This is a genomic window from Enterococcus sp. DIV0421 (assembly GCF_051713745.1).
Lineage (GTDB): Bacteria > Bacillota > Bacilli > Lactobacillales > Enterococcaceae > Enterococcus_D > Enterococcus_D casseliflavus.
In genome coordinates, this window is the sequence record NZ_JBIOQM010000002.1 from 948849 (window position 1) to 963539 (window position 14691).

Annotated in this window: 11 protein-coding genes; 7 read left to right on the plus strand and 4 right to left on the minus strand. The window is 42.7% G+C overall.

Features of this window, described 5'->3' with window-relative positions; all coding sequences use genetic code 11:
- The first annotated feature begins 53 nt into the window (after positions 1-53).
- From clpX to IGI96_RS15630, 3 genes are all read left to right on the plus strand, one after another.
- Positions 54-1298, plus strand: a complete 1245-nt coding sequence (gene clpX / locus IGI96_RS15620; protein WP_010748174.1) for an ATP-dependent Clp protease ATP-binding subunit ClpX — start codon at positions 54-56, stop codon at positions 1296-1298.
- Positions 1299-1367: 69 nt separating this feature from the next.
- Positions 1368-1952, plus strand: a complete 585-nt coding sequence (gene yihA / locus IGI96_RS15625; RefSeq protein WP_153883147.1) for a ribosome biogenesis GTP-binding protein YihA/YsxC — start codon at positions 1368-1370, stop codon at positions 1950-1952.
- Between the two features lie 171 nt (positions 1953-2123).
- Complete coding sequence (locus tag IGI96_RS15630; protein WP_074934001.1) at positions 2124-3005, plus strand: helix-turn-helix transcriptional regulator; 882 nt, start codon at positions 2124-2126, stop codon at positions 3003-3005.
- A 113-nt stretch (positions 3006-3118) separates the two neighbouring features.
- Here the strand turns inward: IGI96_RS15630 and IGI96_RS15635 are convergent, their stop codons facing one another.
- Complete coding sequence (locus tag IGI96_RS15635) at positions 3119-3295, minus strand: SPJ_0845 family protein (protein WP_015509616.1); 177 nt, start codon at positions 3293-3295, stop codon at positions 3119-3121.
- Between the two features lie 128 nt (positions 3296-3423).
- Here IGI96_RS15635 and IGI96_RS15640 point away from each other — a divergent pair, with 128 nt between their 5' ends.
- Positions 3424-4755, plus strand: a complete 1332-nt coding sequence (locus IGI96_RS15640) for a hypothetical protein (protein WP_060792063.1) — start codon at positions 3424-3426, stop codon at positions 4753-4755.
- A 42-nt stretch (positions 4756-4797) separates the two neighbouring features.
- On the opposite strand, the gene IGI96_RS15645 is transcribed toward IGI96_RS15640, so the two are convergent.
- From IGI96_RS15645 to IGI96_RS15655, 3 genes are read right to left on the minus strand one after another with little or no spacing between them, the layout of a single operon-like run.
- Positions 4798-6723, minus strand: a complete 1926-nt coding sequence (locus IGI96_RS15645; protein WP_010748178.1) for a PTS fructose transporter subunit IIABC — start codon at positions 6721-6723, stop codon at positions 4798-4800.
- 13 nt (positions 6724-6736) lie between these two features.
- Positions 6737-7654, minus strand: coding sequence for a 1-phosphofructokinase (gene pfkB / locus IGI96_RS15650; protein WP_271773341.1), 918 nt, complete (start codon positions 7652-7654; stop codon positions 6737-6739).
- Positions 7651-8406 carry a DeoR/GlpR family DNA-binding transcription regulator gene (locus tag IGI96_RS15655; RefSeq protein WP_005225973.1) on the minus strand — a complete coding sequence of 252 codons (756 nt, stop codon included), beginning with the start codon at positions 8404-8406 and terminating at the stop codon, positions 7651-7653. Before IGI96_RS15655 ends, pfkB begins: the two co-directional genes overlap by 4 nt.
- Before the next feature lie 205 nt (positions 8407-8611).
- Here IGI96_RS15655 and IGI96_RS15660 point away from each other — a divergent pair, with 205 nt between their 5' ends.
- The 3 genes from IGI96_RS15660 to ligA all read left to right on the plus strand — a co-directional run bounded on the left by IGI96_RS15660 (position 8612) and on the right by ligA (position 14577).
- A complete protein-coding gene (locus IGI96_RS15660) occupies positions 8612-10078 on the plus strand; it encodes an alpha-amylase (RefSeq protein WP_015509620.1) in 1467 nt (488 codons plus the stop codon).
- Between the two features lie 211 nt (positions 10079-10289).
- Positions 10290-12533, plus strand: a complete 2244-nt coding sequence (pcrA, locus tag IGI96_RS15665) for a DNA helicase PcrA (protein ID WP_438785337.1) — start codon at positions 10290-10292, stop codon at positions 12531-12533.
- 13 nt (positions 12534-12546) lie between these two features.
- The gene (gene ligA / locus IGI96_RS15670; protein ID WP_438785338.1) at positions 12547-14577 is read left to right on the plus strand and encodes an NAD-dependent DNA ligase LigA; all 2031 of its coding nucleotides are present in this window, start codon (positions 12547-12549) and stop codon (positions 14575-14577) included.
- Positions 14578-14691: the final 114 nt, after the last annotated feature.

Sequence of the window (14691 nt, forward strand, 5' to 3'; positions counted from 1 at the left end):
AACAAAATTCCACTCCTTTAAATAGGTTGGAAAATTTTCAAGGGGTGAACAGTATGTACGATAATACAAACGGTAATGAAGCTGTTCGTTGTTCTTTTTGTGGCAAAACGCAAGAAGAGGTGAAAAAGATCGTTGCAGGTCCTGGGGTCTATATCTGTAATGAATGCATCGATTTGTGCAAAGAAATCATTGATGAAGAGTTTTACGAAGAAGCAATTCGTGAATTTACCGAAGTGCCGAAACCGCAAGAACTATTGAATGTTCTCAATGAATATGTGATTGGACAAGATCGTGCGAAACGGACATTGGCTGTAGCGGTTTACAATCACTACAAACGGGTCAATGTAGAAACGACAGCAGAAGATGTAGAATTACAAAAAAGCAATATTTGCTTGATCGGACCAACAGGTTCTGGGAAAACATTTTTGGCACAAACGTTAGCACGTTCACTAAACGTGCCTTTTGCAATCGCTGATGCAACCAGTTTGACAGAAGCCGGCTATGTCGGTGAAGATGTGGAAAACATTCTTTTGAAACTGTTACAAGCTGCTGATTATAACGTAGAAATGGCAGAAAAAGGAATCATCTATATTGATGAGATCGATAAAATCGCCCGTAAGAGTGAAAATGTATCGATTACTCGTGACGTATCCGGTGAAGGCGTGCAGCAAGCATTGCTGAAGATCCTAGAAGGAACGACTGCTAGTGTACCGCCACAAGGTGGACGGAAACATCCACATCAAGAGATGATCCAAATTGATACCACCAATATTCTCTTTATCGTTGGCGGGGCGTTTGACGGAATCGAAACCATCGTTAAAAACCGTTTAGGTGAAAAAACAATTGGTTTTGGCACGAACAATAAGCGTCTTGAAGAAGGCGAAAGTGTGATGCAGCAAATCATTCCCGAAGACTTGCTTAAATTCGGTTTGATTCCTGAATTTATTGGCCGCTTGCCAGTGATGGCTGCGCTAGAGAAATTAACAGTAGATGATTTAGTGCATATTTTGACTGAACCAAAAAATGCGCTGGTCAAACAATACCAAAAGTTAATGGCATTAGATGACACCGAGCTTGAATTTGAGCCAGAGGCTTTGCGTGCCATTGCTGCGCAAGCCATTGAGCGAAATACCGGTGCTCGTGGGTTGCGTTCGATCATCGAGAATATCATGATGGATGTCATGTTCAATGTCCCTTCTGATGAGTCGATCCAAAAAGTCACCATCACGGAAGAAGCGGCAAAAGGACTTGGTGAACCAAAAATCATTTACAATGAAGAGACCAAAAAAGCAGTCTAATCGAGACCAAGTCGGATAGTTTCATTGCTATCCGGCTTTCTTTTTGAAAAAATAGAAAGGAGCGATTCGATGAAAGTACATGATGCTGAAATCGTCATCAGTGCCGTTTCTCCAACACAATATCCAGCTACACCTTTACCGGAGATTGCCTTAGCAGGCCGCTCAAATGTCGGAAAGTCATCCTTCATCAATACATTGATCAATCGTAAAAATTTAGCCCGTACCTCATCAAAACCTGGGAAGACGCAAACGCTGAACTTTTATTTGATTGAAAATACGTTGCATTTTGTCGATGTCCCCGGCTACGGATATGCAAAAGTATCGAAAACAGAGCGAGCGAAATGGGGGAAAATGATTGAGACATATCTTGAACAAAGAGAGCAGCTGCGTGCAGTCGTATCTCTTGTTGATTTGCGTCATGCCCCCTCACAAGAAGATATTCAAATGTATGAGTTTTTGAAATACTACGAGATTCCAGTGATCGTGGTCGCCACCAAAGCAGACAAAATCCCTCGTGGGAAATGGAACAAGCATGAAAGCATGATCAAAAAAGCATTATCCTTTGATCCAGCAGATACGTTTATCCTCTTTTCTTCCATTACCAAACAAGGAAAAGAAGAAGCGTGGAAAGCGATTGAAGCAGCAATAAAATAATTATCATTTAGGAAACCGAAGCAAGAAAGTCCTTTGCTTCGGTTTTTCTCATTTTACAGTGGAAATCAGCTGATTTAAGCTATTCTACGCAGCGTAGAGTGCTGAATTTGCTCCATTTTAGCGAAAATCTCCTTGTTATTTGTTAAACTTGTAACAAGGAGGTGTGGTCGAATGCATGAATCATTAAGAAAAAAATTAAAAGAGTATCGATCAAGACATAATTTAACACAGAAGGAATTAGCTGCGAGGTTATTTGTTTCTGATAAGGCCATTTCAAAATGGGAACGAGGAAATGGGTTGCCAGACATCGAGACATTGGTCCGTCTAGCCGATTTATTAGGCACACCAGTGGAAGACCTATTAAAAGAAAAGAAAGAAACCTACTATTATGAATACAAAAGTGAACGGACGGTTCTGCGGCTTCCGTTGATGCACATTTTGATTCCCAATTTATTCTTATTACTGAATCAAGTGACGAGTGTTCGAGCGTTTTTTGTGCTGATGAAAGAGCTACCAACTGCCAGCGGCTGGTTTAGCCTTGGTGTCAAAGCCAAAGGGATTATTGCTTTGGGGGTTGTCAGTTTAGGCTTTTTATCGATTGGCTTATTGTCCTTCGGAATGTTGGGAATTGGGACAGTCAGTATCGGTGTCATTGCAATAGGGAATCTCTGCTTTGGCTTATTAGTTGGGATTGGCAATCTTGCGATCGGTTCGATCGTTGTCGGTAATCTTGGCGTTGGCTGGCTCGCTCTAGCAAATGTCGCAATTGCTTGGATTGGGGTCGCAAATTATGGTGTAGGGAGTTTTATGGCTGTTTTGCCCGCAAATTCATCAACGGAAGATTTTAACCAAGCGATTCAACAACTCTTAGTCTCTGAGATCCCTGACTTGATTAAAACCACTATCTTTGAACCAATGATTCGTTTTACGAGCTCACCGATTTTTGTGGTGATCTTCGTGATGACGATCTTAACAACCATCTTTTTTATTCTTTGCTTGTTGACCATTGGCTTGGTGCGATTACGTCAAAGCATGTTGTATGAAGAGCTATAAGAAAACCTCTAGATGATGATTCTGATCGTTGAACATATGTAGCTTCAGTGGCTCATTTTCTATTTTGGCAAGTAAAAAAAGGCAAGGGACTGACGCGTCCTTTGCCTTTTTTATTAGTCTGCTTTCTTACTATCTTTAGGTTGTGTTTTTTTCTCTTCATCAGATTCGTTTTTCAAGAAACGCTCAATATCGTTTTCCTGCTTTTTCTTGTCTTTGTCGTTATCGGGAAGAAAGGCAAAATCATCAAACATTTTATCTAGCGAGTCTTCTCGTTGGAATTTTAAGCCCATAGGTTCACCTCCAAGCGCCTTAAGTTTACCACGAACGGTGGTAGATTTCATCAAAAAAAGCGAAATAGTGTTCAATCGTTTCCCCCTTTACTATAATTAAAGAAAGGGGATAGAAAAGAGGGATAGCGATGATCAAAACTGAAAAAATCTATGGCTTTCTACAATCAACCCAAATGGAAGCAGCACAATTGCGTTTGTTGATTGAAAATTGGTTCGCTTTGGTTCGTCTTAGCTATCAGCCGACGGAATACTACTACAATCAGCAAGCAAAGAAACCTTATGATTTGGATGAGGTTAGTCAACTGCTGCATAGCGCCCCTGAAGAAATCAATACGGAATTGATTGTGACGGACGGCAAAAATGAGTCCAGTATCCATATCATTCAAGAGGCTGTTTTACAACGGCACCTGTTTACGAAAGACGTATTTTCCACACAAAAACCAGTGATTTTAAGTTACTTCGATGAAACGATGCAAAGAGAGGGCTTGTTCGGCTATTTGCGTTCATATGATGAGTACTTGATGCATAACGTCGAGGGAATCGAGAAAAGGCAAAATTTTCAATCGATTGCTGAAATCAACGCGTTACCGAAGCGGAAAAATTTTGAACAAGAAATCGTCATCGACTGCAATCAGTTTTCTGGTTACGACGTCTTTTACAATGGCTATACACTGACTTCTTGCTGGCGCATGTACTTTTCGGCATTCTACGCGCATATCATTCCTCAGGTGATCATTACTGATGCGCAGCAGGTGGAGCAAGTGCAGGTAAGAGACCAAGGGGTTGTGATGGTGGAATTGTATCGAGATCCTTTCCAGTGGGATCACGAATTGAATCTATCCTACCAGCGATTGTTTCGCGATCAAACTGGAATCGATCAATTGACTTGGGATAACGGGGTCGGTATTTTGAGAGAACCATATATTGAATATGCCTTTGGCGATCACTTGATCCAAACCATCCAATACCAAAATGATCGACTGCAGCCAACAACAAAACGAAGCGCGACACATTTTGTCACCAGAAGCTTCGACCTCGTGAACGAAGAGTATCAAGAGCGGCGAGTGAAAGGGTATTTGAATGCACAAGCGTATTTTCCTTGGGTGGATCAAGAGCGGTTGCGCATGATGGATTATATCGTATTAAAGCCAGAACTAACGATAGACGATGGAGTAGAGGCTTATTCATTCTATATTCGTAGCCATCTTGAGATTGAATATTCAGAGGATCGTTTTAAAGACTATACTGCTTGCCTGCAATTTTATTTGCCGGAGACTGCTTTGAAGCACTTACCGCTAGATGCTTTGAAAGCGGCCATGCCTGATGTTCATTTTGGCTATCTGCACCGCACGCGCAAATATACATGGGTCAATCTAAAGAAGGATGGGAAAAAACTACGAGTGTATTTTATGAACACCCAAAAGCTAGTCGAGCAGCAGCTTTTTACCAATCAAGAATGAAAAAGACCCGCAAGATCACGAGGATCTTGTGGGTCTTTTCAATTAAGCTGTTTGCTCAGGCGCTTTTTTCAACAAACCGAATACGACGCCAGAAACGATCGCACCGATCAAGATGAATAGCAAGAACAAAATTGGTTTAGATAATAATAGGACAACGAAGATCCCACCATGTGGCGCCATCAATTGGATATCAAAGGCACCGACAAGTGCACCAGTCAGGGCAGAACCGACGATAAAGCTTGGGATCGCTCGCAGTGGATCTGCTGCTGCAAATGGAATCGCACCTTCTGTGACGAAGGACAGCCCCATGACGATATTTGTCAAACCTGCTTCTTTTTGGTCTTTTGTAAATTTATTTTTGAACAATAACGTTGCGACAAAGATTGCTAATGGAGGAACCATTCCGCCCGCCATTACAGATGCCATCACGACGCTACCACCTTCAGCAACGGTCGTTGCCAATGTTGCAGTACCAAAAACATAAGCGGCTTTGTTGATTGGGCCGCCTAGATCGGCTGCCATCATCGCTGCTAACAAAGCGCCAAGTAAAGCTGCGTTGGTACCACTTAAGCCAGTCAAGAAGCTGTTCAAACCGTCGTTGATAGCTTTCATTGGCACGTTGATCAGTAACATCAAGAAGCCAGTGATCAATAGGCCGAAAACAGGGTAGAAGAGGATCGTTTTGATTCCTTCTAATGATTTTGGTAAGCCTTTGAATAATGAACGTAAGAACTTGATGACGTAACCAGCTAAGAAACCGCCGATCAAGGCACCTAAGAAACCAGCACCACCTGTATTTGCTAACGCACCTGCTGCAAAACCGACGATCAATCCAGGTCGGTCACTGATACTTGAAGCGATAAATCCAGCTAAGACAGGTAGCATAAAACCAAATGCCGCGCTACCGATTTGATTGAACCAAGAAGCTGCTTGGTTGTAGTTTCCTAATTGACTCAAGGCATCTTGAGGGACACCCATGAACTGGTCCACCATGAAGGAAATAGCGATCATGATTCCACCGGCAATAACAAATGGCAGCATATGAGAAACACCATTCATCAAATCTTTATAGATTCGTTGACCGACTGAACCATCAGCAGAAGCGTCCTCTTTATCAGAAGCTTGGCCGCTACCATGAAAAACAGGAGCAGTACCGCTCATTGCTTCATTGATTAGTTGCTCGGTTTTACGGATACCATCACTGACAGGACGGTTTACTAAATGTTTGCCGTCAAAGCGATCCATTTCTACTTTTTTATCAGCAGCTACGATTACACCAGTAGCTCGGGCGATATCAGCTTCTGTTAGACGATTTTTGATTCCTTCTGAACCATTTGTTTCGACTTTGATGTCAACACCCAGCTCTTTGGCTTTCTTTTTCAAAGCATCTTCTGCCATGTAGGTATGGGCGATTCCTGTCGGGCAAGCTGTAACTGCGACGATATAGGGACGTTCGCTAGCAGGTGCTGCTTCTTGGTTTGCCGCTTCTTCTGCTAAAGCATCGGCTTCTTGCTGTGCCTCAGCTTCTGAGAAAAGTTGCTGTACTTGATCAGCAGTCGTCGCTGTTTTTAATTTAGCAACAAAATCTGGATCGATCAACAAGCGAGATAGCGCTGCTAATGCTTGTAAATGAGTATCATTTGCTCCTTCTGGTGCTGCGATCATAAAGAAGAGGTACGTTGGTTGTCCATCTAACGCCTCATAGTCAACACCCGCATTACTTTTTGCGAATAAGACCGTCGCTTCTTTGACCGCACTGTTTTTGGCATGAGGCATTGCGATGCCGTCACCTAGCCCTGTTGATGTTTGAGCTTCTCGGGCAAGAATTCCTTCTTTGTAGACCTCGATATCTGAAATTCGTCCGACAGCATATAATTTTGCTACCATTTCATCAATGGCACCTTTTTTGTCTGTTGCTTGTAAGTCCATGATCATGGCATCTTTCAGCATCAACTCATTGATTTTCATTTTTTCCATCCTCCTATAGATTCACTTGTTCAATTATGACTTCCGGTAGTAATTCTTCGATAAATGACGCCTCAGCTAAATCATCTGAAAACGCAGTGGCACTGCCACAAGCGACTCCCCATTTGAATGCTTCAATCACATCTTTGGTCTTTGCATAACGCCCAATGAATCCAGCAATCATGGAATCTCCAGCGCCGACTGAATTTTTCAAAGGTCGTTTCAACACATTGGATCGATAGATCTCATTGCCAGTAAAGAGCAGGGCGCCATCGCCGCCTAGAGAGACAATGACATTTTTAGCGCCATCCTTTAGCATTCTTTGACCATAAGGCAAAATATCTTCGATTGTTGAAAAAGAAGTTTCATAAAGTTCGGCTAATTCATGATTATTTGGTTTGATCAGCAAAGGCTGATCGGATAAAGCATCAAAAAGTTCCGCGCCGGTCGTATCAATGACAAATTCCGCACCCGCTTCTTTAACGATTTTGATCAATTCTTTATAAAAGTCGGTTGGAAGACCAGCTGGTTTACTTCCTGATAGGATGACGATGTCTTCGGCAGAAAGAGTGGCTAATTGGTGTTTCAATTCAGCAATTTCTTGCTGGCGAATAACTGGACCTAGACCGTTGATTTCTGTTTCTTCGCCGGATTTTAGTTTGATATTGATTCGTGTGTCCGCAGCGACTTGGGTAAAGTTGCTGTTGATTTCCTCTTTGGTCAGCCACTCTTCAATAAAACGACCAGTAAATCCGCCAACGAAACCAAGGGCAGTCGAGGCGATGCCGATGCGTTTCAAAATCCGTGAGACATTGATTCCTTTGCCGCCAGGTAGTTTAAAGTCTTGTTTCATTCGATTAAGGGCGCCGATTTCCAAATGATCGACATGGACGATAAAGTCGATCGATGGATTGAGTGTTACTGTGTAAATCATTGTATTACCTCCATAATGGTTGTTTTTGCTCTGAATTTCGCTAAATAGTTTTTCGGGCAATAATCGGTGATGATCGTCGCACCTTCGATAAAAGCAACTTGAGCAAAAGTCGTTTGCTGAAATTTGGAATGGTCTAGCAAGACATAGGCTTGTTGACTGTGCTCTAAAGCGATCTGCTTGATCAGGGCTTCTTCAGGATCAGGTGTTGTGAATCCAGCCTCAGAATGAGCCCCGTTCATGCCCATAAAGCAACGATTAAAGCGTAGTTTTCGCAGTTGCTCACCAGCATTGATCCCTAACACAGCGTTCGTCGATATCTTAATGGTTCCCCCTAAAATCATGGTGTCGATCCCGTGATCGATCAATAGGGAAGCGTGTTTGACGGAGTTTGTGACCACCTTAAGGCCTGTGATAGCCGATAGGAAAGGAATCATTTCGAGGGTCGTTGTGCCAGCATCTAAGTAAATGACTTCACCATTTTTGATCGTCTGGGCAGCTGCTCTTGCTATCTTTTGTTTTTCCGTTTGAAACTTCGCCGTTTTTTCTGACATGTTTGGTTCGAAGCCTAATTGCTGACTTTTCTTGGCTCCACCGTGAATTCTGACTAAAAATCCTTTGTCTTCCAACTCTTGCAGGTCTCGACGGATCGTTGATTCTGAAGCATCCAACAGTTGAATCAGTTCACTGACCTTGACGATCTCTTCTTGTTCCAATCGTGCCAAAATCGCTTGATGACGCTCCTCTGTAAGCATTTTCATCACCTCTTCACCTGCCATGATACCATATGATTCGTTCAAAATCAATCATAAACAGTAAAAAACATTCAAAATGAAAGCGTGAATAAATGGAATCGGTCATAAACGGTCGTGATAACCGTCATTTTGATTTAATAGCTATCCTTATATTTGACAATTTTTACTATTATTTGGCTTAATTGAAGTAAGGGGGGATAAATAAATGAATAACAAAGTCATTTTACAAGGGTTCGAATGGGACCTGCCGGCAGATAGCCAGCACTGGAACAAATTGAAAGAAATGAGTAAAGAAATCAAAGAGTATGGATTTACCGCAATTTGGCTGCCGCCTGCCTATAAAGGGACAGCTGGGTCCGAAGACGTTGGGTATGGTGTCTATGATTATTATGATCTAGGCGAATTCGATCAAAAGGGGTCGGTGCCAACAAAATATGGGACAAAGGATGAATACCTAGAAGCCATCAAAGCACTGCAAGAACAAGGAATAGAGGTTTATGCCGACATCGTTTTCAATCACTTGATTGGTGCCGATGAAAAAGAAGTCGTTCCAGCGGTTAAATACAATACCGAAAACCGTAATGAACCGATCAGTGATGAGGAAGAAATCGAAGCTTGGACCAAGTTCACATTCCCAGGACGTCAGGGGACGTACAATGATTACGTTTGGACGTGGCATAATTTTTCTGGTGTCGATTATGATGACCGCAACAAAGACCACGGGATTTTTAACTTCGCTGATAAGGGCTGGGAAAACCAAGTGGATGATGAGATGGGCAATTACGACTACTTAATGGGTTGTGATTTGGACATGGAAAATCCCGAAACAGTGGAACAACTCAATAAATGGGGCCAATGGTACCAAGAACTGACCGGCGTTGACGGGTATCGACTAGATGCGGTCAAACACATTGAGTTTAACTATTACGCGGATTGGATCTTAAACCGACGCGAGGAAAAAGGCAAACCGCTATTTGTTGTCGGAGAATATTGGTCAGGGGATCTGCCAAAATTAGAAGAGTATTTAGATTCTTCAGGAAATTTGATTTATTTATTTGATGTGCCATTGCACTACAATTTATATGAAGCATCTCACTCAAATGGCGAATACGATATGAGCCAAATTTTTGCAGGGACGTTGACCGCCGCTCGCGAAGATTATGCAGTGACTTTTGTGGATAATCATGACACGCAGGTTGGGCAAAGTTTACAATCTTGGATAGACGGATGGTTCAAAGTCCATGCCTATTCATTGATCCTTTTACGTAAAGCTGGCGTACCAGTAGTTTTCTGGGGGGATTTATTTGGGATTCCCGCGCAAGAAATCGCCCCTGTCGGGGATGCGCTGGTCCATATGCTGAAACTTCGGGAGAAGCTTGCATTCGGGAATCAAGTCGATTATTTCGATGATCCTAATTGCATTGGCTGGGTATTAACTGGCGATTATGAACATGAGCTTTCTGGATTAGCGGTCGTGATGACCAATGCCCAAGGAGCGGAAAAAGAAATGACTATCAGTGCGATCCATGGTGGAGAGACATTCGTGGATATATTGAGAAACAATGAAGCAAAAGTTGTTTTAGATGATACCGGAAAAGGTGTTTTCCCGGTCAATGATGGGCAAGTCTCGATTTATGTAAATGAAAAACTAGTGGAGAAGTACTTTAGTTAACCAAAATCTTCAACGAATAAAAAGGCTGGTAGGTTTACAGCCTTTTTATTATGTAAACAAATCAAGCCTGCTTTCTCTTGAAAAAATCGCATGAATCGTAAGGGAAAAAATCAAAGCGCTTTTAATTAAAAGTTTTCAAAGCGTTCGGTTTTCCCCTTTCCCGGATAATGCTATAATTGAGAAGATTGAGAAAGAAAGGATGTTTAAAATCATGTCATCCAAAAGTGAATTACTTGAACGCATGAACCCACGGCAAAAAGAAGCCGTTATGCATACGGAAGGACCGTTGCTGCTGATGGCAGGTGCAGGAAGCGGGAAGACCCGTGTCCTAACCCACCGAATCGCCTATTTAATAGAAGAAAAAAATGTGAATCCATGGAATATTTTAGCCATCACATTTACCAATAAAGCGGCACGTGAAATGAAGGAACGGGTCAGTCAACTATTAGGATCGGGTGGAGAAGACGTTTGGGTTTCAACCTTCCACTCGATGTGTGTCAGAATCTTGCGCAGGGACGTTGATCGTATTGGCTATTCGAAGAATTTTACCATCATTGACTCTTCTGAGCAAAATACACTGATGAAACGGGTATTAAAAGAATTGAATATCGATCCCAAAAAATATGATCCTCGTTCTATTTTGGGAACGATCTCTCATGCCAAGAACGAGCTGTTGACACCTGAAGTTTACCAAGCCATGGAAGGTAGTCTATTTGAGCAGATCGTAGGTCGTTGTTATGAAAAATATCAAAAAGAGCTGCGCAATAATCAATGCATGGACTTCGATGATTTAATCATGAATACGATCCGCCTCTTCCAAGACAATGAAGATGCGCTGCAATTTTATCAACGGAAATTCCACTATATCCATGTCGATGAATACCAAGATACCAACCACGCCCAATACACGCTGGTCAATTTATTGGCCGCTCGTTTTCGAAATCTTTGTGTTGTTGGGGATGCGGACCAAAGTATTTACGGTTGGCGTGGTGCCAACATGCAAAATATTTTAGACTTTGAAAAGGACTATCCAGATGCCGCAACGATTTTGTTAGAGCAAAACTATCGTTCAACGCAAACGATTTTAAATGCGGCAAACCAAGTAATCAAAAATAACCGCAACCGTCCAGATAAAAATCTATGGACAGAAAATCATGATGGGGAAAAGATCACTTATTATCGCGGGGATAGTGAACGAGATGAAGCGCGATTTATCGTCAGTGAAATGCAAAAACAAATTGCAGAAAAGAACCGTAAATTCGGTGATTTTGCGATATTGTATCGGACCAATGCCCAGTCACGGATCATTGAAGAAATGCTTTTAAAAGCCAACGTTCCTTATACGATGGTCGGCGGCAGAAAATTCTATGACCGCAAAGAAATCCGTGATATTTTGGCCTATTTATCGGCGATCGCCAATCCGCGAGATTCCATCAGCTTAGAGCGTATCATCAATGTACCGAAACGTGGGATCGGTGCGACATCCGTCGAGAAACTACGAGCGTTTGCGAATCTTCATGAATGGTCATTGTTAGAAGCAGCCATGAACGTCGAGTTAGCGAATATTTCTGGAAAGGCTGGCAAAGAATTAGGGAGCTTTGGGATGATGATGGATGGCTTCGCCCAGATGGTTCCTTACCTATCAGTAACCGAACTGACGAAAGAAATATTAGAAAAAACGGGTTATCGTCAAGAGTTAGTCAACCAGAATAATTTAGAAGCACAAGCTAGACTTGAAAACTTGGAAGAATTTTTATCGGTTACCCAAGAATTCGACAAACGATTTGAGGCGCAAAACGAAGACGATGCAGATGCACCAGATGAGAAGTTGAGTGTTTTCTTAAATGACTTAGCTTTATTGTCAGACGTCGATAGTTATGAAGAAGAAAGTAGTCAAGTGACTTTGATGACCTTGCATGCTGCAAAAGGACTAGAGTTTCCAGTGGTATTTTTGATTGGGTTGGAAGAAAATATCTTCCCGCTTTCTCGTGCCTTAATGGAAGAAAGCGAGCTCGAAGAAGAACGGCGCCTTGCTTACGTGGGAATCACTCGTGCCGAGGAAGAGCTCTTTATGACCAACGCTTTTTCCAGAACATTATACGGTCGGACCCAATACAATCGTCCGTCTCGGTTTATCGAAGAGATCGAACAAGATCTGCTGCAATCATTAGGCGAGCGTTCACAGCCGAAAGCTGCTGCACCGTTTCAACCAAAAGTGTTCAAACCGAGCTATACACAACCGCGTCAAACGACCGTCGCTTCTAAACAACAGACTTCTGCAGCTGGTAATACTTGGCAAGTAGGCGAGAAAGTTCAACATAAAAAATGGGGAATCGGTACCGTCGTTCGGACGACTGGCAGCGCGCAAGATGTTGAATTAGATGTGGCGTTCCCACAACAAGGCGTCAAACGATTGTTGGTGGCCTTTGCGCCGATTGAAAAAGTTGAAAAATAAGGAGGATATTAGGATGGATGTCCCTTCAAAAGAAATCCAATCACGAGCAGAAGAGCTGCGCACACAATTAAATCAGTATGCTTACGAATACTATGTAAAAGATCAGCCTTCCGTGGAAGATTATCACTATGATCAGCTATATGCAGAACTGGTTGAAATTGAAACCAATTATCCGCAGCTAGTAACCGAAGACTCACCCACCCAACGAGTAGGCGGTATCATTTTACCTGGCTTTGAAAAGGTCACGCATGATATTCCGCTGTATAGCCTGAACGATGTCTTTGACAAAGAAGGAATCGTGGCTTTTGATGCCCGTGTTCAAAAAGCACTGGGGAAAGCGGTAGATTATGTCTGCGAGTTAAAGATCGATGGATTGTCAATTTCCTTGAAATATGAAGAAGGGCGCTTTGTTCGTGGAGCAACTCGAGGAGATGGTACGGTAGGTGAAAACATTACAGAAAACCTAAAGACCGTCAAATCGATTCCACTGAAATTAAAAGAACCGATCTCGTTGGAAGTTCGTGGCGAATGCTATATGCCAAAGGCTTCGTTTTTGAAATTGAATCAACAGCGAGAAGAAGAAGGGGCGGAAGTTTTTGCCAATCCTAGAAACGCAGCGGCTGGAAGCTTGCGACAATTAGACACACGGATCGCAGCCCAAAGAAACTTAAGCACCTTCTTGTACACACTAGCTGACTTTGGACCAATTGAAGCCAATGATCAATTTTCAGCATTGAATGAACTGGATCAATTAGGCTTTCGTACAAATCACGAACGCAGAGTGTGTCACACCATCGATGAGGTTTGGGCATATATCGAAGAGTTTCATGACAAGCGCAGTGAGCTTCCCTATGAGATTGACGGCGTAGTCATCAAAGTCAATAATTTCAAAGATCAAGATGCGCTAGGCTTTACCGTAAAAGCACCCCGATGGGCGGCAGCATATAAGTTTCCACCGGAAGAAGCGGAAACAGTGATCGAAACGATCGAATGGACCGTGGGACGGACGGGTGTTGTGACACCGACCGCTGTGATGACCCCTGTTCGTGTTGCTGGAACGACGGTCAGCCGTGCCAGTCTCCATAATGTAGATTTCATTAAAATGAAAGACATCCGCATTGGCGATTCGGTCATCATCTATAAGGCGGGGGACATTATTCCAGAGGTTGCGAAAGTCTTGGAAGAAAAACGAACAGAAGCAAGTCAACCCTTTGAATCGCCTACACATTGTCCCGAATGTGGGAGTGAGCTGATCCATTTAGATGAAGAAGTTGCCTTGCGTTGTATCAATCCAAAGTGTCTAGCACAGATCAAAGAAGGACTCAGCCATTTCGTTTCACGGAATGCTATGAACATTGACGGTTTAGGGCCCCGTGTTTTAGAGCAAATGTTCGATAAATCCTTAGTTAAAGATGTGGCCGACTTGTACTTTTTAACAGAAGAACAATTGTTGACCCTTGATAAAATCAAAGAGAAATCAGCCAATAACCTGTTGCGGGCGATTCATCAAAGTAAAGGAAATTCGGTTGAACGTTTGATTTTTGGGCTAGGCATCCGTCATGTCGGTGCGAAAGCGGCTCGGATTTTAGCAGAACATTTCGGTGATCTGCGGGCGCTCAGCAAAGCCAAGGAAGAAGAAATCATTTCGCTAGAAGCTATCGGCGCAACGATTGCTGAAAGTGTCGTCACGTATTTTGACAATCAAGAAGTTCACGACCTGTTAGATGAACTTGAAAGAGCGGGTGTCAACTTTGCTTATTTGGGGCTTAGAAATGAACAGTTGGAAGACGTCGAATCACCATTTAAAGAGAAAACCGTCGTTTTAACAGGAAAATTAAGTCACTTCACTCGTGAAGAAGCCAAGGAACGAATTGAAAATCTCGGTGGGAAGGTAACAGGGAGTGTATCGAAAAAGACCGATATCGTTGTTGCTGGGGAAGAGGCAGGCAGCAAACTGACCAAAGCACAATCCCTAGGTGTCACCGTTTGGGATGAAGCTCAAATGGTGGCTGCGATCGAAGGCAGTCATTCGGCAGATCAATAACCTTTAAGCATTGTCAAAGACGAGAAGCAGTTGTTTTTTCTTGTCTAATTGAAATCATTTCTTCCCTGCACTACGAGGAAAGAAATGATTTCTGCTTTTATTTGCAATTATATT